Here is a 20,543-nt window from a genome sequence, read left to right on the forward strand (position 1 = left end):
CGAATGTCCTCACCCGCCCGACCACGCACAGTATTGGTGACCGGTTCCGCCCGTCGCCTCGGACGTGACATGGCCCTGGCCCTGGCCCGCGCGGGCTGGCAAGTGGCTGTGCACTATCGCGACTCCCACGAGCAAGCCATGCAGACCGTGGCTTCCTGCGCGCAGTTGTCGGGCGACAGCGCGGCTTTTGACGCGGATTTCTTTGACGAGGAGTCGGTGCGCTCGCTGGTGCCGCGTGTGGTGGAGCGCTTTGGCCGCATCGACGCCGTGGTCAATAACGCCTCGCTGTTCGAGCATGACGATGCCCAGAGCTTCAGCTATGTGGCTCTGGAAGCGCATCTGCGCAGCAACACGGGCGCGCCCATATTGCTGTCCCAGGCTCTGCACGCCCATGTGCAGGAGCGCGTGGCGGCGGGCGAAGAGTCCGCCCAGGGCGCTGTGGTCAATGTGCTGGACCAGAAGCTCTGGAACCAGAACCCCGACTTCCTGAGCTACACCCTCTCCAAGGCGGCTCTGGAAGCCGCCAACACCATGCTGGCCCTGGCGCTGGCTCCACGCGTGCGCGTGGTGGGCGTGGCGCCGGGCCTGACGCTGACCAGCCATATGCTGAGCCAGGAAAAATTCGAGGCCCTGCACGCCATGAGCCCGCTGGGACGCTCCTCCTCGCCCGAGGACATTGCCGCCGCCGTGTGCTTTGCACTGGAAAACCGCTCCATGACGGGCACCACCATGCTGGTGGACGGCGGCCAACATTTACAGCGCTTCGAGCGCGATTTTTCGATGATGTGAGCCCACCGAGGCCGCACCCTTTCCCATGACTTCCACTTCCGGACAACAGATTCTCACGCTCACCGGCCTGCGCTTTGACGCCAGCCTGGGGATTCTTGCGCATGAGAAACAAGAGCCTCAGCCGATCCAGGTCGACGCCGAACTCAACCTCGGCCCCCAGCCCCTGGCTCCGCGCGATGACGACATCCTCCATGTGCTGGACTACCGCAAGGTGCGCCAGATCATCATCGACGAATGCACCTCCGAGCATGTGAACCTGCTCGAGAGCCTGATCGGCAAGCTGGCCCAGCGCCTGCTGCAGCTGCCCGGCGTGCGCGGCGTGCGTGTGAAAATTGCGAAGCTGGAAATTTTTGACGACTGCGAAGTAGCCATTCGCATCGAAACCGGACAATGGTGAACCCCATGAATGCAGTAAACGACAACCCCTGGATTGCCGAAGAGGCAGAAGCCGCCGATGCTGCGGCCGCAGAGAACGCCAACGGCGAAGAAGCCGCCAAGCCCGGCAAGATCAAGATCGAGCGCGAACAGATCAAGCTCGAAAAGCGCCTGTGCCGCGAAGTGGGCAAGGCCATCCTCGACTACAACATGATCGAGGAAGGTGACAAGATCATGGTCTGCATGTCCGGCGGCAAGGACAGCTACACCCTGCTCGACATTCTGCGCAAGCTGCAAAAGCGTGCGCCCGTGAAGTTCGACATCGTGGCGGTGAACCTGGACCAGAAGCAGCCCGGCTTCCCCGAGCATGTGCTGCCCGAGTACTTCCAGAGCATCGGTGTGGACTACCACATCGAGAACCAGGACACCTACAGCGTCGTCAAGCGCGTCGTGCCCGAAGGCAAGACCACCTGCGGTCTGTGCTCGCGCCTGCGCCGCGCCATCCTGTACAAGGTGGCCGACCAGCTGGGCTGCACCAAGGTGGCCCTGGGCCATCACCGCGACGACATCGTGCAGACCATGATGCTCAATATGTTCTACGGTGGCCGCATGAAGGGCATGCCGCCCAAGCTGGTCAGCGACGACGGCAAGCATGTGGTGATCCGCCCGCTGTGCTATGTGCCCGAGAAGGACACGACGCGCTGGGCCCAGTACCAGAACTTCCCCATCATCCCCTGCAACCTCTGCGGCAGCCAGGACGGCCTGCAGCGCGTGGCCGTGGGCAATATGCTGCGCGAGTGGGACAAGAAGTTCCCCGGCCGCATCGAGAGCATGTTCCGCGCCATGGGCAACATCGTGACCACCCACATGATGGACCCCCAGCTGCACGACTTCAGGAACGCCAAGGCCACGGGCATTGCCGATCCCAACGGCGACATGGCCTTTGACCATGAAGAGCTGCCAACCATGGCCGCCCTGCCCGGCGGAGTACAAGTGGTACAACTGTCCTGAGCGGACTTTTGAACTAAAACCGGACCCTGCAGTCCAATCAAAGGCCCATCCCATGGGCCTTTGTCGTTTTCAGAGAAATCATCATGAACCTGCGCAAAACCTCCTTACGCTGGATCGGCCTTGTGGCCCTGACTGCGACGGCTCTGCTGGCCGGCTGCAGCACGGTGCGCGAGGTCAACAGCACGGTGCAGAGCTTTTCCGCACTGAGCACCATCCCCGTGCCGGCCACCTACCGGCTGGAGACCCTGCCCTCGCAGCAGGGCAAGGTGAACTTCGCGGCCGTGGAAGCCCAGGCCCAGCATGCGCTGGCCCGCGTCGGCCTGACGCGCGATGACTCGCACGCCAGCCTGGTGGTGCAGATCAGCGCCATGGCCCGCTATGCGCGCGACTACGCGAGCTGGCCCTACTACGACCCCTACTGGGGCCCGCGCTGGGGCTGGGGCATGAGTTACGGTCGCGGTTGGGGCATGGGTTTTGGCGGCAGCATGATGTTCAACGAACCGCCGCTGGAGTACTACCGCGCCGTGAGCATCGTCATGCGCGATATCAAGACCCAGCAGATCGTCTACGAAACCTCGGCCCAGCGCCAGGATGTATGGACCGACGACCCGGCCATCTTCGGCATCTTGTTTGATGCCGCGCTGACGGGCTTCCCCAAGCCGCCGCAGGGCCAGCGCAATGTGCGCACCGTCATCCAGCCGCCCGGGGCCCAGCCTGCCAGCGGCACGCCGGCAACACCTGCACAGCCCGCCGCATCGGTTGCGCCAGCAGCACCGGCCGCCGTGGCGCCGGCCAGCGTGGCCCCGGCACGTTGATTTGCAATCTTCAACAGTTGCCGGGCCTGCCGCGTGCTAACGTGCAGCTCGGCTTGAACCTGGGCCTCCTGCCTGGGCCCTCGCCATGAAAAGGATGACTGTCATGAAGAAATTTGCTCTCTCCACCCTGCTTTGCGCCACAGTGGCTGCGGGCTCCTTCAGCGCCCATGCCAGCGGCCTCGGCGACGCATTGCGCGGCCAACTGGGCGGCGGTGCGACCGAGAGCAGCTCCAGCGCCTCGGGCCTGGGCGGCATGCTCGGCGGCTCCGGTGGCTCTTCGGCACTGTCGGCCCTGGGCCTGGGCAACCTGAGCTCCGGCACGGCCAGCAACGCCGCCGGTGTCCTCACCTACTGCATGAAGAACAACTACCTGAACGCCGACAAGGCCGCCCAGGTCAAGAATCAGCTGCTGGGCAAGCTGGGCCTGGGCCAGAAGGAAGAACCCAAGGACCAGGGCTACCAGAACGGTCTGATGGGCATGGTCACGGGCGCCGACGGCAAGAGCTTCAGCCTGGACAAGGTCAAGAGCAACCTCAAGGAAAAGGCCTGCGACTTTGTGCTGGACAATGCCAAGTCACTGATCTGACACTAAAAGACATGGCAGCCGGCGCTTGAAGCGCAAGTGCTGCAATGCCCAAAGGCCTGCAACCGTGGTTGCAGGCCTTTTTTCTTGGCTGCGGCAACATTTGCCCAGGAAAAAGCAGCGCTTTGCACCGAAATCATCACGCCCGCACTGGGCGCTGCCGTCCATGCCCCAGGTGCGCCCTGCCAGACTGCGGCTGTGCAAGCGGGTGATTCGCACACCATCGCCCGCTGCGCCTGACGGATGAAGGTCGATTCTCAAAAAGTCTGTAACAACAGACCGGGGTACAGGCACACTTTGTTTGCAAGACAATGACTGCTCAATAAAACAACCTACGCTGAACGAGCCAAGACATGCACGCCACGCGCATCATTGCCATCCGGCACGGAGAGACAACCTGGAACGTCGATGGACGCATCCAGGGGCATCTGGATATCCCCTTGAACGACACCGGCCTGTGGCAGGCCGAGCAGGCGGCCCAGGCGCTGGCCGACGAGAGCATTGCCGCCATCTACAGCAGCGACCTGCAGCGTGCCCATGTCACGGCGCAGGCGATTGCCCAGAGATCCGGTGCACCTCTGCACACCACCACCGGCCTGCGCGAGCGCTGCTTCGGCGATTTTCAGGGCCGCACCTTCAAGGATGTGGAAGCCACCCAGCCCGAGGACGCACAGCTCTGGCGCACTCGCAACCCGGCCTATGCCCCGCCCGGAGGTGGCGACTCGCTGCAGGCCTTGCGCGAACGCATCTTTGCCACCGTGGACCGGATTGCACGCCAGCATGAGGGCGAGCAGATCGTGCTGGTCGCCCATGGCGGCGTGATGGATGTGCTCTACCGCCTGGCCACGCGCCAGGACTTCCAGACGCCACGCACCTGGGATCTGAGCAACTGCGCCATCAATCGCCTGCTCTGGACGCCTGACGGTCTGTCTTTGGTAGGCTGGGCAGATACCGCACACCTTCAGCAAGGCAGCCGAGATGAAGCACATTCCTGAGCATTTGCAGACCCTGGTCGGCCAGGCCGTCAAACGCATAGACACGCCCGCGCTGGTCATCGACCTGGACGCCATGGACCGCAATATCGAGCGCATGGCCCGCTTTGCCCAGCAGCATGGCGTGCTCTGGCGCCCGCATGCCAAGCTGCACAAAAGCGCTCATATCGCCCATTTGCTAGAGCATGCCGGCGCCTGCGGCCACTGCGTGCAGAAAGTCAGCGAGGCCGAGGCACTGGCTCGGGGCGGTATCACCAATATCTTCATCAGCAACGAAGTCATTGCCCTGCCGAAGCTGGCGCGCGTGGCGGCTCTGGCCAAGGCACTGAATGCCCAGGGCGGAAGGCTGGCCCTGGCCGTGGATTGCGAGGAAGGCATCACGCGGCTGACACGGGCCCTGCAGGATGCGCAGGCCGGCGACGCGGCCATGGATGTGCTGGTGGAAATCAATGTCGGCCAGAACCGCTGCGGCGCAGAGCCCGGCGAAGCCGCCCTGGTGCTGGCACAGGCCATTGCCGCCCAGCCCACGCTACGCTTTGCGGGTCTGCAGGCTTATCACGGCGGCGCCCAGCATCTGCGCAGCGCCGAGGAGCGCAAGGCAGCCATCGAGCAGGTGCTCAAGCTCGTCAACCGCACGCGCCACGAGTTCGACCGCGCCGGCCTGGCCATTCCGCTGATCACGGGAGCCGGCACGGGCACCATGGTCAACGAGGCCGCCAGCGGTATCTATGGCGAAATCCAGCCCGGCTCCTTCCTCTTCATGGACGCCGACTACGCGGCCAACCAGCGCGACGCGGCCCAGCCCCTGTTCGAGCATGCGCTCTACGTCAAGACCCAGGTCATGTCACTCAGTGGCGATCACGCCGTCTGCGACGCCGGCCACAAGGCCCATGCCATAGATTCCGGCCTGCCCAGGCTGCATGCGCTGGCGCCTGAAAACGCGCTGCGCTTTGCCAACGGCGGCGACGAGCACGGCGTGCTGCACCCCGACGCCCAGGCTGGCAACCACAGCGGCTGGCTGCCCGCGCTGGGCGATACGCTGTGGCTGATTCCCGGCCACTGCGACCCCACGGTCAATCTGCACGACCATCTGATCGGCGTGCGCGGCGGCCGCCTCAAGGGCGTGGTGGAGCGTATCTTTACCGTGGACGGGCGCGGTGCGCTGACCTGATGTGCTCTTGATTCAAGCTTTGATTGCTATATAAAAAATAGCAATTAACGCCTTTCATGCAATGATTTCAAGGCATAAACAGTCTAAAATTCATGCCTGAAAGGCGCCAACAGCTCTCTTTTTTTATTAGCTTTCAGGCCACCAGCCGTCGGCGCGGCGCTCCATGCGCGGGCAGTCGTAGGCCGCGACCACGGGGATGGCACTGCCATCGGCTCGCACCAGCTTTTGCTGCCACTGGGTGCCCTGGCGCATGGCCACGGCAATGGCGACCACTTCGGCGCCGCAACGCTCGAGCAGCTTGAGGCCGGACACCATGGTCGTGCCCGAACTCACGGCATCGTCGACCACCAGCACGCGTTTGCCGGCAATCAGGCCCAGCTGATTCGGGTCGATATAGAGCAGCTTGCCCTTGCCCGGTGTGGTGATGGAGCTGACGGGCTCGGAGAGCTCGTCGCGATACCAGTATTTGCGCGAATAACCCAGGGGCACGTAGCGGCTGCGGCCCAGGTGGCGCGCCACCAGCGGCGCAAAGGCCAGGCCCAGCGTGGGCAGGCCGATGACTGCATCGAAGTCATGCGCCCCGGCGCCTTGCGCCATGTGCAGCGCCAGCTCCTCCACCACCTCCATCGATGCCTGATTGGCAATCAGGGAGGCCACGCAGCGGTCCGGTGCCGAGCCATCGGCCGTGGGCATGCCGCGCAGCGGCAGCAGCAGATAGCGGCCGTCGGGCAACCTGGCCGGGTAGCTCTTCGCATAGGGCGGCAGCGGCGACTGGGTCAGCTCGGCCTCGGTGACGGTGGCCTGCCAGTAGTCGGTCGTGGCATCGAAGCCGGGCAGGTTCTGGCCGCAAAGATCGGCCACGGATGCAATTTCACTCATACAAAACTCAGTCGCGGCGCAGATAGCTCTCGGCCAGCTTGACCCAATACGAGGCCGTCACGGGCAGCAGGTTGTCGTTGAAGTCATAGGCCGCGTTGTGCACCATGCAGCCGCCCTCGCCCATGCCGTTGCCGACGATGAAATAGTTGCCCGGAACCTGGTTGAGCATGATGGCGAAGTCGTCGCTGGCCTGCAGCGGCTGCAGGTCGGGAATCAGCCATTCCTCGCCCGGAAATTCGCGTGCCACACCGACGGCAAACTCCGTCGCGGCCTTGTCGTTCATGACGGGCGGATAGCGCCATTTGTAGTCCACCTCGGCCGTGGCGCGGTGCACGGCGGCCTGGGCATGGGCCATGGCCGTGATGCGCTCGCGCAGCTGCTGGCGCACCTCGGGGCAGCGCGCGCGAATGGTCACGCGCAGCTCGCAGGTTTCGGGAATCACATTGGGCGCATCGCCAGCATGGATGGCACCGATGGTGACCACGGCCATGTCGTTGGGGTCGATCTCACGCGAGCGTATGGTCTGCAGCGCCAGCACCAGATGCGAGGCCACGACGATGGGGTCCACGGCCACATGGGGCATGGCGCCATGGCCGCCCTTGCCGCGGATGGTGATGATGGCCGTGTCCGAACTGGAATACATCACGCCCGAGCGAAAGCCGAACTGCCCGGCCGGGTAGCCAGGCTCGTTGTGAAACGCATAGAGCGCATCACAGGGAAACAGCTCGAACAGGCCCTGCTCCACCATCTTCTGCGCACCGCCATGGCCTTCCTCGGCTGGCTGGAAGATCAGATTGAGCGTGCCCTGGAGCTGGTTCTTGCGCGTGGCCAGCACCCTGGCTGCGGCCAGCAGCGTGGCCGTGTGCCCGTCGTGGCCGCAGGCATGCATCTTGCCGTCGTGACGACTCGCATAGGACAGGCCCGTGGCTTCACGGATAGGCAGCGCATCCATGTCGGCGCGCAGGCCAAGACGTTTGCCGATGTGCTTGCCATTGGCATGCTCGCCGCAGCGCAGCGTCCCCACCACGCCGGTGTCGCCCAGGCCGCGATGGACCTCGTAGCCCCATTCGGCCAGCCTGGCCGCCACGATATCGCCGGTGCGATGCTCTTCGTAGGCCAGCTCGGGATGGGCGTGCAGATCATGGCGCAGGGCCAGCATCTCGTCCGCGACAGCGGCCACTTCGGGCAGCACGGGAGGGTGGATTTCGGCGTGAACAGGGTTCAGTGGCGCGGCCATGGCTTACTCCGCCTGGATGTTGGCCGACTTCACGATCTGCGCATAGCCGGCTTTTTCCTTCTTCAGGAACTGGACAAAGCTGGCCTGGGTGCCGGAGCCGGGCGTGGCGCCGCCGTCTTCCAGGCGCTTGCGCACATCGGGCATCTTGAGCACGGCATCGAGCTCGGTGGCCAGGCGCGTGACCACGGCCTGAGGCGTCTTGGCGGGCACGAACAGCCCCGTCCAGGTGTTGAGGTCAAAGCCCTTGAGCTCGGTTGTCTCGCCAAAGGTGGGCACGTTGTGGATGGCATCGATGCGCCTGGCCGATGTCACGCCCAGACCTTCGAGCTTTTTCTGCTGGATCATGGGCACGGCGCTCACGGTGGTGAGCATGCCCACATCGACCTGACCGCCCATCACGTCGCTGGTGATCTGGGCACCGCCGCGGTAGGGCACATGCACCAGCTTGATCTTGGCACGCTCCTGCAGCATTTCCATGGCCAGATGCAGCATGGTGCCCACGCCCGAAGTGGCGTAGGTCAGCGATCCAGGCTTGGAACGCGCCAGCGCAATCAGCTCGCTCAGATTGTGTGCCGGCAGGCCGGGACGGGCCACGGCGACCACGGGGGCGATGGTGGTCAGCCCCACAGGGGTCAGATCCTTTTCTGCGTCGTACTTGACGGCGGAATTCACCAGCTGGGCAATGCTGATGGGGCCGTCAAAGCCCATGAGCAAGGTGTAGCCGTCGGCCGGTGCCTTGACGGCCTTGCTCACCCCGAGCACACCGCCGGCGCCAGGCACGTTGTCCACCACGATGGACTGGTGCAGGCGCTCGCCCAGCTTCTGGCCGATCAGGCGTGCCGTGGTGTCCACATTGCCACCGGCGCTGAACGGCACGATCAGCGTGATGGGCTTGGTGGCGGGCCAGGCATCGGCGGCGGCAAGAACGGGAGCGGAAAAACCGGCCGCAGCCATCAGGGCGGCGGTCGCGACAAGAGAGCGGCGTGGTATGGACATGTAAAGGCAGCAGTGGGTCACGGGCACCTTGCCGCAGCATGCGGACGGCGAAGTGCCCGTGCAGGCCGGCGGGTCAAGACAGCTTGCCGACCGGGGAGATGCGCGAAATTATCGGCTCGCTTCTCGCCCCATCTCATAAATAGAAATACTTAGCAATCGATGCTTACCCCAGAAAACGCTGATCCACGACCTCACAGCACTGCCTGTCGGGCCATCAAGGCGCCGGCGGTCTCGGTTATCAGGGCCGCCACCGCCTTGCCTGCCAGAGTGAAAGGGCGCTGACTGCTGGTAGCCAGCACCACATGCTGACGAAACACCCGCTCCGCCAGCGCAATGGCTGCGAGGCGGCCACAGGCCAGCTCCTCGCTGACTGCATGGCGCGGCAGCAGCGTGGCGCAGTCGTGCCGAGCCAGCATGCTCTTGAGGATCACCGAGGAGCTGGCCTCCAGGATCACGTTCAGGGGCACCCCATGTCGGCCTGCCTGCTCATCGAGCAGGTTGCGGATGGCGTTGGGAGGCACCGGCAGCACCAGCGGCAGGCGCTCGAGCGTCTGCAGGGCCATGCTGGCTGGCAGGGCCGTATCCACCGGCGCCAGCATGCGCTGCAGCACACTCTGGCGACCCACCACGCATATCTGCGCATCGGCCAGCTTGCGGTAGCTGTTGCTGCCTCTGGCCCGGTAGCGGTTCAGGATCGCCATGTCGATGCGGCCCTGGCTCAGCGCCACCTCCATGTCTCCGCTATAGCCCTCTATGACGCGCAGCCGGATCTCGGGAAAGCGCTGCGCCACCTCGCCATACAGCGCCGCAGCCATGAAGCCGGCCACACCCGGCACCAGGCCCAGCGTAACCAGGCCGCTGGGCACACCGTTCAGCTCCTTGCCCATGCGCAACAGCGCCTCGGCCTCGGACAGCAAAGCCGAAACGCGCGGCAGCATCTGCTCGGCCAGTGCCGTGGGCTTGACGCCGCGTCCCGTGCGGTAGAAGAGCGCACCGCCCAGCGCGCGCTCCAGTTCGGCGATCTGCCGGCTCACGGCCGACTGCGCCAGTCCACGCTCGACGGCCGCACGTGTCAGGCTGCCGCCCTGGATCGCGGCGGCCAGCGTCCTCAGCGACTTCAGTGTCAACAACTCCAGGGCTTCGGTGGCGTGGGTCATGGCAGCTTCTGCATCCATCTGAAAGCGAGATATCTGATTCTCATATTTCTGGTTGGCTCGCGGCTAGCTGTTTCCTACATTGACCTTCAGGAGACATGCACACCATGAACGGACCTCTCACCGGACTGCGCGTCCTGGACATCGCCACCATCATTGCCGCACCCTCGGCCGCGGCCCTCCTTGCCGACTACGGCGCCAGTGTCGTCAAGGCCGAGCTGCCCGGCGCAGGCGACGGCATGCGCGACTTCCCACCGCACAAGGACGGCAAGCCTCTGTGGTGGAAAGTGACCAACCGCGGCAAACGCCTGATCACGCTCGACCTGCGCATGCCCGAGGGGGCCGCGCTGCTGCTGCGCATGCTGCCTCAGTTCGATGTGCTGATCGAGAACTTCCGCCCCGGCACGCTGGATCGCTGGGGCCTGACCAAAGAGGCCTTGTGGCAGGCCCAGCCCAGCCTGGTGATACTGCGCACCACGGGCTTCGGCCAGAGCGGCCCCTACCGCGACCGGCCGGGCTTTGCACGCTTGTTCGAGGCCATGGGCGGCCTGACCTACATCAGCGGCGAAGCCCAGGGAGCACCCATGCACTGCGGCTACCCACTGGCCGACAACGTCGGCGGGCTGTTCGGCGCGGTAGGCGTGCTGGCAGCGCTGTGGCGCCGCGCCCGCAACCCGCAGGCCCCGGGCGAGGAAATCGATCTGTCGCTGACCGAGGCCACGCTCAAGCTGCTGGAGTTCCTGCCCATCCAGCACGAGCAGCTAGGCACCGTGTATCAGCGTTCGGGCAATGCCAACCAGTACTCTGCACCGGCCGCGGTCTACCGCACTGCCGACGGGCAATGGGTATCGCTGTCGGGCAGCACCAATGCCATGTTTGCCAACAACTGCCGCGCCATAGGCCGGCCCGAGCTGATAGACGAGCCATGCTTCGCCAACAACCGCAGCCGCGTGCAGCATGCCCAAGAGCTGAACGGCATCTTCGCGGCCTGGTGCGCAGCACATCCGCTGGCGGCGGTTCTGACCGCCTTCGAAGCGGCGCAGGGCACCATCGCCCCGGTCTACGGCATCGACCAGATCGAGGCCGACCCGCACATGCGCGCTCGCCAGGCCCTTTGCGACGTGCCCGACCGGGACTTCGGCAGCGTGCGCATGGCCAATGTCGTGCCGCGCTTTGCCCGATCGCCCGGAGGCATCCGCCACGCCGGCGGTTCGCTGGGACAGGACAACGAAGCGTTCTACCAGGGCGAGCTGGCAATGCCTGCCGCCGAACTGGCCCGCCTGCGCGAGGCAGGCGTCATCTGAGGCAGATCTGAAACAAAGGAGGCCCCCATGTCGATTCCTGAACCCCACCACCCGCTTGTGCGCCTGTCGCCCGATGAGGCCGCACTGCTTGAGCGCGTGAAAACGCTGGTGACCGAGCACATCGGTCCGGACGCTGACCGCGTGGCGCAGGAGGACGTCTTCGCCTGGGATACCTTCCGGCTGCTATGTCGCGAAGGCATCGTCGCCACCGCATTCCCGCGCGCGCACGGCGGCAGCGAGGCGTCGATGATGCTGCGCGTGCGCATCATCGAGGAAGTAGCGTCTGTGTGTTCGACGGCCGCTTCGCTGGTCACGGGCACCGACCTGTCCTCGCGCCCCATCGTGGCCGGCGGCAGCGAGGCACTGCGCAGCGCGCTGATCCCCGACCTGGCCAGCGGCGCACGCCAGTCGGCCTTCGCACTGACCGAGCCCGGCGCAGGCAGCGACGTGGCGCGGCTGGGGGCGCACTATGCGCCGGCACCGCAGGGCGGCTGGACGCTCAATGGCCAGAAGAAGTTCATCACGCGTGCCAACGTAGCGGACATGTTCGTGGTGGTGGCGCGCCAGGCGGACGGTCCCGGCGGCGGCCGCGGACTGAGCGCCTTCGTCGTGCCGCGCGACACGCCCGGCATCACGGTATCGCCGGTGATTCCCAAGCTGGGCTGGTACGGCGTGCCGATCGCGCTGGTCAGCTTCGACGACGTGCACATCGCGCCGGAGCACCTGCTCGGCAAGGAAGGCGAAGGCATGGCGCTGGCGCAGGACACATTGCTGCGCGCACGCATCGGCCACGCTGCGATCGCGCTGGGCCGCGCCGCAGGTGCGCTGCAGATTGCCGCCCAGTACGCCAACCAGCGCCAGGTCTTCGGGCAGCCGGTGGGTGCGCACCAGGGCATCCAGTGGATGGTGGCCGAGATGGCGGCGCAGATCGAGGCCGCACGCTGTCTGGTCTACAGCACCGCACAGCGCTACGACGCAGGCGACGCCGACGTGGCCGTCCATGCATCGATCGCCAAGCTGCATGCCACCGACCTGTGCATGCGCATCGTGGTCGACTGCCTGCAACTGCTGGGCGGCAACGGCTACCTCAAGGCCTTCCCGCTGGAGCGCTTCCTGCGCGACGCCAAGATGAACCAGATCGGCGAAGGTACCAGCGAGATTCACAAGACGCTGATCGGCCGCCATGTGCTGCGGCGCGCCGCAGCGCTGCCGCAGCACCCTTGCCTGGACATGGAGCCGGAGCTGTGGACATGAGCCATTCGCTGACCAACGACCTCTGCAGCCGGCTGGGCATACGCCTGCCCATCTTTGGTCTGGCCCACCGTATCGAAGTGGCCGCCGCGATCTCACGGGCAGGCGGGCTGGGCGTCTATGCCGCCGCGCGTGACGGCCCGCACGAGCTGCAACAGAAGCTGCGCCAGCTGCGCGAACTGTGCCCCGACCACCCGGTGGGCGTGGACCTGCTGCTGCCCACCGGCCTGCCCGAACACGACGACCGCGTGGCCGTGGCTGCCGCGCTGCCGCAGGGGCACAGGGATTTCGTGCAGGGCCTGTTCAGGCAATACGACGTGCCGCCGGCCACCGAAGGCAACTTCTTCTCGCAGTACATACGCTCGCAGAGCCTGTTCGAGGAGCAGGTGGACGCCATTGCGGGCAGCGATATCGAGGTCTTTGCCGCCGGCGTCGGCACGCCGGTGGAGGCGCTGGCACGCATCAAGGCCCGCGGCCTGCACACCATCGCCCTGGTCGGCAGCGTGCGCCATGCGCAAAAGGCGATCGCAGCCGGGGCCGACATCCTGGTGGCCCAGGGCTATGACGCGGGCGGCCACACGGGGCCCATCGGCACCTTCACGCTGGTGCCGCAGATCGTGGCTGCAGCCGGGGGCCGGCCAGTCATCGCGGCCGGCGGCATCGGCACCGGGGCGCAGGTGGCCGCCTCGCTGGCCCTGGGCGCGCAGGGTGCCTGGCTGGGCACGCTATGGCTGGGCACGCGCGAGCACGAGATGCCGCAGGAGCTGGCGAAGAAGCTGATCGCGGCCGACAGCGAAGACACAGTGATCACGCGCGCCCACAGCGGCAAGCCCTGCCGCGTGCTGCGCAGCGCGTTCAGCGACGCCTGGGCACAGCCCGGCGCGCCCGAGCCGCTGTTCATGCCCTACCAGCAGGCTCTCACCGGCGGTCTGCTGGCGGCGGTGGAGCAGCACCGGATCGAGCCGCTGATGTACGAGGCCGCAGGGCAGAGCGTGCACTGGCTGCGCGGGATCGAGCCCGTGGGCGCGGTGATGGACCGCCTGGTGACCGAGACGCGCCAGGCCCTGCAATCGATGGCGGCCTATATCGCCGCAGACTGAGGAGAGCGTCATGGATCGTCGGCAGTTCAATCTCCACGCGCTGCTCGCCGGCGCATCGGCCTGCCTGGGCCTTGTGCCAGGGATGCTGCCAGGGCTGGCGCGCGCCTCCGTTGCGCCCGGACCGGGCGGCTATCCCGAGCGGCCGCTGCGCGTCGTCGTGCCCTATCCCGCAGGCGGCGTCGTCGACGTGGTGCTGCGCGCCGTCTGCGACCCGCTTTCCAACGCACTGCCGCAGCGCATCGTGGTCGACAACCGCCCGGGCGCCGACGGGCGCATCGGCATCGATGCGGTGGCCAGGGCCCCGGCCGACGGCTATACGCTGCTGGCGGCGTCCCCGATCCTGACGACAGCCGAGCACCTGATGCCCGACAGCCGGCTGCGCAGCAGGGATTTCGTCGGCATCTGCGGCATCGCCGCCGCGCCGACGGTGTTCGTGGTGCACGACACGGTGCCCGCCAGGACGCTCAAGGAGTTCGTTGCGCTGGCGGCCCTCAGACCGGGCGAGTTCAACGCAGCCAACCCCGGCACCGGCAGCTCCATCCACCTGGCGCAGGAACTGTTCTTCGAGCGCACCGGCATCCGCTTGACCAACGTGAGCTACAAGGGCCAGCCGCCGGCGCTGCTGGACCTGGGCTCCGGCCTGCTGCAGTTCGCGCTGATCTCGCAGAGCCTGGTGCTGCCGCTGATCCAGTCCGGCAAGGTACGGGCTCTGGCTGTCAACGCCGCAGCGCGCACGCGCTCGCTGCCCGAGGTACCCACCATCGCACAGGCCGGCTATCCCGATATCCTGGTGCAGTCCTGGTACGGCATTGGCGCACCGGCGAAGACGCCCGTGCCGGTGGTCGAGTGGCTGAGCCGGCAGTTCCAGCGCGCGCTGGCGACGCCCGAAGTGCGCGCGCGGCTGGCTGCCACCGATGCGGAAATCCTGGCACTGGATGCGGCACGCTTCACCGAGCTTATCGCCGTGGAGACCAGGCGCTGGGGCGCGTTGATCCACAAGCGCGGCATACGGTTGTGAGCGCCCGCGCCAAGAGCCGCAACTAGGGAAGATGCGAGGCGCCGCGCGCCGCGCCCTGCCCACAATCGATGACCATGCTCTCCCCCAGCCAAGTCATCGTTGTGGCCACGCCGGTCTTTTTTGCATTGATTGCCGTGGAATGGGCCGTCAGCCTCAGGCGCGGGCGCAATGCCTATGCGCTGGCCGATGCCATCAGCTCGCTGAACCTGGGCGTCCTGAGCCAGACCAGCGCCGTCTTCACCAAGCTGCTGACGCTGGGCATCTACACCGTCGTGGCCAGCCATGTGGCGCTGATCGAGGCCGATGCCTTCTGGCTCAGCCTGCCGGGCTGGCTGCTGGCCCTGCTGTTCTACGACCTCTGCTACTACTGGCTGCACCGCATGGGTCATGAAGTGGGCGTGCTCTGGGCCGCCCATGCCGTGCACCACCAGAGCCAGGCCTACAACCTCTCCACCGCGCTGCGCCAGACCAGCTCCGGCGCGCTGCTGGGCTGGATCTTCTATCTGCCCATGGCCCTGGCCGGCGTGCCGCCGCTGGTGTTTGCCGTGGTCGGGCTGATCGATCTGCTCTACCAGTTCTGGGTGCATACCGAGCAGGTCAGGAAGCTGGGCTGGTTCGACCGCTGGTTCTGCGCGCCCAGCAATCACCGCGTGCACCATGCCGTCAACGAGCGCTATCTGGACCGCAACTACGGCGGCATTCTCATCGTCTGGGACCGGCTCTTCGGCACCTACAAGACCGAAGACGACGAGGAGCCCTGCGTCTACGGCACGCGCGGCCTGCTCAAGAGCTGGGACCCGCTGTGGGCCAACTTCAGCGTCTACCGCCAGCTGGCGCATGACAGCTGGCACGCACGCAGCTGGATGGACAAGCTTCGCGTCTGGTTCAAGCCGCCGGGCTGGCGGCCGGCCGATGTGGCGCAGCGCTTTCCCAGGCCCGCCTTCGATCTGGACGAGCACCGCATCATCTATTCGCCCCCCATGAGCGCTGCGCTGCGCTGGTTTGCCGGCCTGCAGTTTGCGGCGCTGGTTGCGGGCACTTCGGTCTTTCTCTGGCATGCCGACCAGTCGCCACTGGCCACCAATCTGATCTGGTTCGGCGTGCTGCTCACCGGACAATGGGCTCTGGGCGCTGCCATGCAGGGACGCATCAGCCTGTGGCTGGCACTGATGCTGCAAAGCGGCGCACTGGCAACGGCCACGGCGGCGCTCGGTCTGCAGCCATGGCATTGGCTGTTCAAGCCCGCCACCATGGTTTTTGCTCTCATATGCATAGCTTCTTGCGCAAGTCATGCCTCGAAAACAATGCAAAACCTGCCTCAAAGGCATGTCTATCTGCTGCTGACAGCTATTGTTTTTTCCATGTCAGGCGATGTCTTCCTGATGCTGGACGGACAGCTGTCAACCAGTCTGTTCATTCCCGGCCTGGTCAGCTTTTTATTGGCCCATGTCTGCTACGTTGCGCTGTTCAGGCTTGATGTGGCCTGGTTTGCAGATCGCAGCGCACTGCTGCTGGTGGCCGCGATCGGCGCCGCCATGTATGTCTTTCTCTGGACCCATGGCCTGCCTGCCGCCCTGCGTCTGCCCGTGGCCGCCTATGTCGGCGTCATCGCCCTGATGGCGGCCCAGGCCTGGGGACGCTATCGCCAACTGCGCAGCCGCGCCGCACTGCTGAGCGCCCTGGGCGCCAGCTTTTTCATGCTCAGCGACTCCATCCTGGCCATCAACCGATTTGTGCAGCCACTGCCCTGGTCGTCGGTGAGCGTGCTCGGCAGCTATTACGCCGCGCAGGCCCTGATTGTCTGGGGCTGTGTGCGCCAATGGGCCGAGCCCGCAACCCGCCAGGCCCCGGCGCAATTGCAACTGAAAGCCACCTAGGGTTGACCCTTGGACCGGTCTCGACCGATAATCGGCAGATCGCAATTTCAGGAGTCCCCACGTGGACAGTGCCAGTTCAACCAGTGATTTATCGCACGCCGCAATGGCTGCGAAGCTGGCCGACTGACAGACTCCCCCGGATCGGGAGTCGTCATCGACCGCCCCGCATCCCTTGCCCCGCGCCCCTCGCAACTTGCTGTTTGGCGTCCCGACGTTCGGGGCGGCCTGCCGTGCACAGCACGGCTAGAGCCCTCAAGCTCGCAAGCTCTGCTCATCACTGAGTTTTCGCGCCGCCAACCGCTCCGGCTTTCCGTCGGTTCATGGTCGCGCCAAAACGTTTGTGCCGCGCTGCCGCCTGGCCCGCTCCCTCAACCAATGAGGAGAACGCCATGAGCAACCGCCTGACCCGCACTCTGCACCAGCTGCGCCCCCTGCTGCTGCGCGCCCGCGCCACGCCCCACCAGGCAGCGCCCGCCGCACCGGCAGCCTTGCCGCAAGCGCTGGAACAGACGCTGGAACTCGATGCACTGACCAGCTGGCCCACGCATCGCATCCGCAGCTATCTGAGCAGCCGCAACGTGCGCTGAGCCGCCTCGTCGCGGACCGGCTCCGGCCCGTATTTCATTCACTTTCAACCAAGGAACACGTATGGATCCCGACCCTAGTCGATCTTGCAGCGCGCCCCGTGCGGCGCGCTGTCAAGCCATTGGCCTGCGCGTGACCTTGAGGGCTGCACGCAGGGACCGGAACCCCGACCCGGGGCTGGACGCCTGATGCAGTAGCAGCGGCGGGCAGCTCCCGGGTCACCCAAGGAGTATGCCCATGCAACGCCTCGCCTGGCTGCGCGTGCTGCAACGCAGCCGCCCCGCCCCCCGCCTCGATGACACCACCCGCCACCATGGCCTGACCCATGCCGTGAGCTCGGCACTGAGCGAGCGCCGCACCGACGTGCTGCGCCACCTGGTCGACCGCCACGGCGCGCCCCTCATGGCCAGTGCCATGGCCAATCTGAGCATCCGCCAGCGCGCCGATGCGCTGTCGCTGCTGACCCGCGAGCAGCGCAGCCGCATCGACAACCAGTTGCGCGCCAGCCAGGCGCAGCAGCCCTGGACGCGATTCGGCACCTCCGGCAAGACGCTGCACTGACAGGAGGCCGTGATGCAAACCCTCAAAAACCTGTTCCGGGCCTTCTTGCACAGCCACCGCCTGGCCGGCCTCTTCGGCCGCCGGCCGATGCCCGCTGGCGGCCCCTCCACCGCCGTCACCGTGCCACCGGCACAGGTACAGGCCCTGCAATCCGCCGCCTGCAGCCCCGTGGCTGCGCTGCTGCAGCAGCTGGACACATCGAGCCGGGGCCTGAGCCCCGAGCAGGCCCGGCAGCGCCAGCTGCGCCATGGGCCCAACGAGGTGGCGCATGAAAAGCCGCTGCCCGCATGGCAGCACCTGTGGCATTGCTACCGCAACCCCTTCAACCTGCTGCTGACGCTGCTGGCCGTGGTCTCCTATGTCACCGAGGACGAAAAGGCCACCATCGTCATCGCAAGCATGGTGCTGCTGTCCACACTGCTGCGCTTCGTGCAGGAGGGTCGCTCCCGGCGCGCCGCCGCGCGCCTGCAGGCCCTGGTCAGCAACCGCGTCACCGTGCGCCGCAGACCCGATGCACAGGCCGCAGACTTTCGCGACAGCGGCGGCGGCCATGACGCCTCGCTGTCCGAGCTGCCCATGCGCGAGCTGGTGCCCGGAGACATCGTGGCCCTGTCGGCCGGCGACATGATCCCGGCCGACTGCCGCCTGCTGTCCGCCAAGGACCTGTTCGTGAGCCAGGCAGCCATGACCGGCGAATCGCTGCCCGTGGAAAAGGATGCGCGTACCCTGGCTGTCCTGCAGGCGGGCCAGTTGCTGGAAGCCGGCAACCTGCTCTTCATGGGCACCAATGTGGTCTCTGGCTCGGCCATGGCCGTGGTCGTCGCCACGGGCAACCAGACCTATTTCGGCACGCTGGCAGCGCGCATCACGCACCAGGACCGCACGGCCACCGCCTTCGAGCAGGGCGTGAACAGCGTCAGCTGGCTGCTGATCCGCTTCGCGGCCGTGATGGTGCCCGTGGTGCTGTTCATCAACGGCTACACCAAGGGCGACTGGGGCGAGGCCTTTTTGTTCGCGCTGTCGGTGGCCGTGGGCCTGACGCCCGAGATGCTGCCCATGATCGTCACCTCCACGCTGGCCAAGGGTGCCGTGGTGCTGTCGCGCCAGAAGGTGATGGTCAAGCGCCTGGACGCGATCCAGAACTTCGGCGCCATGGACGTGCTGTGCACCGACAAGACAGGCACGCTGACCCAGGACCGCATCGCGCTGGAGCGCCACACCGATGTGCAGGGCCGTCCCAGCAACGAGGTGCTGCAGTTCGCCTACCTCAACAGCTACTACCAGACCGGGCTCAAGAACCTGCTGGACCGTGCCGTGCTCGAGCATGTGGAGCTGCGCACGCGGCTGCATGTCAACGAGGACTACCGCAAGGTCGACGAAATCCCCTTCGACTTCCAGCGCCGGCGCATGTCCGTGGTGGTAGCCGAGCGCGACCATCACCATGAGCTGATCTGCAAGGGCGCGGTCGAGGAAATCCTGCAGGTCTGCACACATATTCGAGACAGCGGGAGCGACGGTGACACGCGGCTGCCGCTCACGCCCGAGCGCCGCGAACAGGTGCGTGCCGTCACCGAAGGCCTCAACAGCGAGGGGCTGCGCGTGGTGGCCGTGGCCATGAAGGAAGTTGCGCCCGACAAGAACACCTACGGCATCGCAGACGAGTCCGGACTGACCCTGATCGGCTACGTGGCCTTTCTCGACCCGCCCAAGGAATCCACCCAGGCAGCCATTGCTGCGCTGCTGCAGCACGGTGTGACGGTCAAGGTGCTGACGGGCGACAACGAGCTGGTGGCACGCAAGGTCTGCCGCGACGTGGGTCTGCAGGTGGACGAGGCGATTGTCGGCAACGACATCGAAGCCATGGACGAGGAGCAGCTGCGCCGCTGCGTGGAGTCACACCTGCTGTTCGCCCGCCTGACGCCGCTGCACAAGGAGCGCATCGTGCGTGCGCTGCGCGCCAACGGCCATGTCACGGGCTTCATGGGCGATGGCATCAATGACGCGCCCGCGCTTCGCGCCGCCGATATCGGCATCAGCGTCGACAGCGGCGTGGACATCGCCCGCGAAGCGGCCGACATCATCTTGCTGGAGAAAAGCCTGATGGTGCTGGAGCAGGGCGTACTCGAAGGACGCCGCACCTTCAGCAATATGCTCAAGTACATCCGCATGACGGCCAGCTCCAACTTCGGCAACGTGTTCTCGGTGCTGATTGCCTCGGCCTTCATCCCCTTTCTGCCCATGCTGCCCATGCAGCTGCTGATGCAGAACCTGCTGTACGACCTGTCGCAGATCGCCATTCCCTTCGACAACGTGGACGAGGAAATGGTCGCGCGGCCGCTGCGCTGGAACCCTCAGGACCTGGGTCGCTTCATGCTCTTCTTCGGCCCCATCAGCTCGCTGTTCGACGTGCTCACCTTCGCGCTGATGTGGTTCGTCTTCCATGCCAGCACGGCCGCACAGCAAAGCCTGTTCCAGTCGGGCTGGTTCGTGGTGGGGCTGCTGACGCAGACGCTGATCGTGCACATGATCCGCACGCCCAGGATTCCCTTTGTGCAAAGCCGTGCCTCCTGGCCCTTGCTGGGCGCCACGGCGGCCATCATGGCCATAGGCATCTTCCTGCCCATGGGCCCGCTGGCCGGACATTTCAAGCTGCAGGCCCTGCCGCTCGGCTATTTCCCATGGCTCATCGTCATATTGCTGGCCTATGCTGTGCTGACCACGCTGCTCAAGCGCGTCTATATCCGCAAGTACGGCTGGTGAGCACCGGGCCGCTTCGCGTCTGCCCTGCGGGGCAGGCGCGCCAGCCCGGGCCGCATGTTTCATGAACCCAGACACCGCTCCATAA

The 20,543-nt window shown here is 65.9% G+C and carries 19 protein-coding genes; 15 read left to right on the top strand and 4 right to left on the bottom strand.

Annotated features, from left to right (window positions below; genetic code table 11):
- Positions 1-3: 3 nt before the first annotated feature.
- The 7 genes from DFO48_RS10390 to DFO48_RS10425 all read left to right on the top strand — a co-directional run bounded on the left by DFO48_RS10390 (position 4) and on the right by DFO48_RS10425 (position 5,736).
- Entirely contained in the window at positions 4-789 is a 786-nt protein-coding gene (locus DFO48_RS10390) for an SDR family oxidoreductase (protein WP_034373473.1), read from the top strand.
- Between the two features lie 25 nt (positions 790-814).
- On the top strand, positions 815-1,186 hold the full coding sequence (locus DFO48_RS10395; protein ID WP_003050921.1) for a dihydroneopterin aldolase: 372 nt from the start codon (positions 815-817) through the stop codon (positions 1,184-1,186).
- On the top strand, positions 1,180-2,175 hold the full coding sequence (gene ttcA / locus DFO48_RS10400; RefSeq protein WP_043375334.1) for a tRNA 2-thiocytidine(32) synthetase TtcA: 996 nt from the start codon (positions 1,180-1,182) through the stop codon (positions 2,173-2,175). Before DFO48_RS10395 ends, ttcA begins: the two co-directional genes overlap by 7 nt.
- A gap of 83 nt (positions 2,176-2,258) precedes the next feature.
- Positions 2,259-2,990: a DUF4136 domain-containing protein gene (locus tag DFO48_RS10405; RefSeq protein WP_114863318.1), complete on the top strand. Its 732-nt coding sequence runs from the start codon at positions 2,259-2,261 to the stop codon at positions 2,988-2,990.
- A gap of 103 nt (positions 2,991-3,093) precedes the next feature.
- On the top strand, positions 3,094-3,576 hold the full coding sequence (locus DFO48_RS10410; RefSeq protein ID WP_114863319.1) for a DUF2501 domain-containing protein: 483 nt from the start codon (positions 3,094-3,096) through the stop codon (positions 3,574-3,576).
- A gap of 350 nt (positions 3,577-3,926) precedes the next feature.
- Positions 3,927-4,568: a histidine phosphatase family protein gene (locus DFO48_RS10420; RefSeq protein ID WP_114863321.1), complete on the top strand. Its 642-nt coding sequence runs from the start codon at positions 3,927-3,929 to the stop codon at positions 4,566-4,568.
- A complete protein-coding gene (locus DFO48_RS10425) occupies positions 4,552-5,736 on the top strand; it encodes a DSD1 family PLP-dependent enzyme (RefSeq protein ID WP_114863322.1) in 1,185 nt (394 codons plus the stop codon). Before DFO48_RS10420 ends, DFO48_RS10425 begins: the two co-directional genes overlap by 17 nt.
- A 126-nt stretch (positions 5,737-5,862) precedes the next feature.
- Here the strand turns inward: DFO48_RS10425 and DFO48_RS10430 are convergent, their stop codons facing one another.
- From DFO48_RS10430 to DFO48_RS10445, 4 genes are all read right to left on the bottom strand, one after another.
- A complete protein-coding gene (locus DFO48_RS10430) occupies positions 5,863-6,615 on the bottom strand; it encodes a phosphoribosyltransferase (protein ID WP_114863323.1) in 753 nt (250 codons plus the stop codon).
- A 7-nt stretch (positions 6,616-6,622) separates the two neighbouring features.
- Complete coding sequence (locus tag DFO48_RS10435) at positions 6,623-7,852, bottom strand: M20 aminoacylase family protein (protein WP_114863324.1); 1,230 nt, start codon at positions 7,850-7,852, stop codon at positions 6,623-6,625.
- 3 nt (positions 7,853-7,855) lie between these two features.
- Entirely contained in the window at positions 7,856-8,848 is a 993-nt protein-coding gene (locus DFO48_RS10440; RefSeq protein WP_114863325.1) for a tripartite tricarboxylate transporter substrate binding protein, read from the bottom strand.
- A gap of 191 nt (positions 8,849-9,039) precedes the next feature.
- Entirely contained in the window at positions 9,040-10,005 is a 966-nt protein-coding gene (locus tag DFO48_RS10445; protein WP_233506369.1) for a LysR family transcriptional regulator, read from the bottom strand.
- A gap of 104 nt (positions 10,006-10,109) precedes the next feature.
- Here DFO48_RS10445 and DFO48_RS10450 point away from each other — a divergent pair, with 104 nt between their 5' ends.
- The 8 genes from DFO48_RS10450 (at position 10,110) to mgtA (ending at position 20,458) form a co-directional block, all read left to right on the top strand.
- Positions 10,110-11,306: a CaiB/BaiF CoA-transferase family protein gene (locus DFO48_RS10450; protein WP_114863517.1), complete on the top strand. Its 1,197-nt coding sequence runs from the start codon at positions 10,110-10,112 to the stop codon at positions 11,304-11,306.
- A gap of 27 nt (positions 11,307-11,333) precedes the next feature.
- Positions 11,334-12,560 (top strand): acyl-CoA dehydrogenase family protein, encoded by a 1,227-nt coding sequence (locus tag DFO48_RS10455; RefSeq protein ID WP_114863327.1) that lies wholly within the window; start codon positions 11,334-11,336, stop codon positions 12,558-12,560.
- Positions 12,557-13,657 carry a nitronate monooxygenase family protein gene (locus tag DFO48_RS10460; RefSeq protein WP_114863328.1) on the top strand — a complete coding sequence of 367 codons (1,101 nt, stop codon included), beginning with the start codon at positions 12,557-12,559 and terminating at the stop codon, positions 13,655-13,657. The genes DFO48_RS10455 and DFO48_RS10460 overlap by 4 nt, the downstream gene beginning before the upstream one ends.
- Positions 13,658-13,814: 157 nt before the next feature.
- Positions 13,815-14,675, top strand: coding sequence for a tripartite tricarboxylate transporter substrate binding protein (locus DFO48_RS10465; RefSeq protein ID WP_233506370.1), 861 nt, complete (start codon positions 13,815-13,817; stop codon positions 14,673-14,675).
- 74 nt (positions 14,676-14,749) lie between these two features.
- A complete protein-coding gene (locus DFO48_RS10470; protein WP_114863518.1) occupies positions 14,750-16,552 on the top strand; it encodes a lysoplasmalogenase family protein in 1,803 nt (600 codons plus the stop codon).
- Between the two features lie 389 nt (positions 16,553-16,941).
- On the top strand, positions 16,942-17,139 hold the full coding sequence (locus tag DFO48_RS10475) for a hypothetical protein (RefSeq protein WP_003073550.1): 198 nt from the start codon (positions 16,942-16,944) through the stop codon (positions 17,137-17,139).
- A 235-nt stretch (positions 17,140-17,374) separates the two neighbouring features.
- The gene (locus DFO48_RS10480) at positions 17,375-17,698 is read left to right on the top strand and encodes a hypothetical protein (protein ID WP_114863330.1); all 324 of its coding nucleotides are present in this window, start codon (positions 17,375-17,377) and stop codon (positions 17,696-17,698) included.
- 12 nt (positions 17,699-17,710) lie between these two features.
- Positions 17,711-20,458: a magnesium-translocating P-type ATPase gene (mgtA, locus tag DFO48_RS10485; protein ID WP_114863331.1), complete on the top strand. Its 2,748-nt coding sequence runs from the start codon at positions 17,711-17,713 to the stop codon at positions 20,456-20,458.
- The last annotated feature ends 85 nt before the right edge of the window (positions 20,459-20,543 follow it).

The organism is Comamonas sp. AG1104 (assembly GCF_003350425.1).
GTDB lineage: Bacteria > Pseudomonadota > Gammaproteobacteria > Burkholderiales > Burkholderiaceae_C > Comamonas > Comamonas testosteroni.

What these genes read in the sequence shown, in the direction of transcription:
- DFO48_RS10395 (WP_003050921.1), top strand. Translation starts at nt 815, where the DNA reads ATGACTTCCACTTCCGGACAACAGATTCTCACGCTCACCGGCCTGCGC.
- DFO48_RS10425 (WP_114863322.1), top strand. Translation starts at nt 4,552, where the DNA reads ATGAAGCACATTCCTGAGCATTTGCAGACCCTGGTCGGCCAGGCCGTC.
- DFO48_RS10445 (WP_233506369.1), bottom strand. Translation starts at nt 10,005, where the DNA reads ATGACCCACGCCACCGAAGCCCTGGAGTTGTTGACACTGAAGTCGCTG.
- DFO48_RS10430 (WP_114863323.1), bottom strand. Translation starts at nt 6,615, where the DNA reads ATGAGTGAAATTGCATCCGTGGCCGATCTTTGCGGCCAGAACCTGCCC.
- DFO48_RS10460 (WP_114863328.1), top strand. Translation starts at nt 12,557, where the DNA reads ATGAGCCATTCGCTGACCAACGACCTCTGCAGCCGGCTGGGCATACGC.
- DFO48_RS10475 (WP_003073550.1), top strand. Translation starts at nt 16,942, where the DNA reads ATGAGCAACCGCCTGACCCGCACTCTGCACCAGCTGCGCCCCCTGCTG.
- DFO48_RS10450 (WP_114863517.1), top strand. Translation starts at nt 10,110, where the DNA reads ATGAACGGACCTCTCACCGGACTGCGCGTCCTGGACATCGCCACCATC.
- DFO48_RS10455 (WP_114863327.1), top strand. Translation starts at nt 11,334, where the DNA reads ATGTCGATTCCTGAACCCCACCACCCGCTTGTGCGCCTGTCGCCCGAT.
- DFO48_RS10470 (WP_114863518.1), top strand. Translation starts at nt 14,750, where the DNA reads ATGCTCTCCCCCAGCCAAGTCATCGTTGTGGCCACGCCGGTCTTTTTT.
- DFO48_RS10390 (WP_034373473.1), top strand. Translation starts at nt 4, where the DNA reads ATGTCCTCACCCGCCCGACCACGCACAGTATTGGTGACCGGTTCCGCC.
- DFO48_RS10420 (WP_114863321.1), top strand. Translation starts at nt 3,927, where the DNA reads ATGCACGCCACGCGCATCATTGCCATCCGGCACGGAGAGACAACCTGG.
- DFO48_RS10440 (WP_114863325.1), bottom strand. Translation starts at nt 8,848, where the DNA reads ATGTCCATACCACGCCGCTCTCTTGTCGCGACCGCCGCCCTGATGGCT.
- ttcA (WP_043375334.1), top strand. Translation starts at nt 1,180, where the DNA reads ATGGTGAACCCCATGAATGCAGTAAACGACAACCCCTGGATTGCCGAA.
- DFO48_RS10410 (WP_114863319.1), top strand. Translation starts at nt 3,094, where the DNA reads ATGAAGAAATTTGCTCTCTCCACCCTGCTTTGCGCCACAGTGGCTGCG.
- DFO48_RS10480 (WP_114863330.1), top strand. Translation starts at nt 17,375, where the DNA reads ATGCAACGCCTCGCCTGGCTGCGCGTGCTGCAACGCAGCCGCCCCGCC.
- DFO48_RS10435 (WP_114863324.1), bottom strand. Translation starts at nt 7,852, where the DNA reads ATGGCCGCGCCACTGAACCCTGTTCACGCCGAAATCCACCCTCCCGTG.
- DFO48_RS10405 (WP_114863318.1), top strand. Translation starts at nt 2,259, where the DNA reads ATGAACCTGCGCAAAACCTCCTTACGCTGGATCGGCCTTGTGGCCCTG.
- mgtA (WP_114863331.1), top strand. Translation starts at nt 17,711, where the DNA reads ATGCAAACCCTCAAAAACCTGTTCCGGGCCTTCTTGCACAGCCACCGC.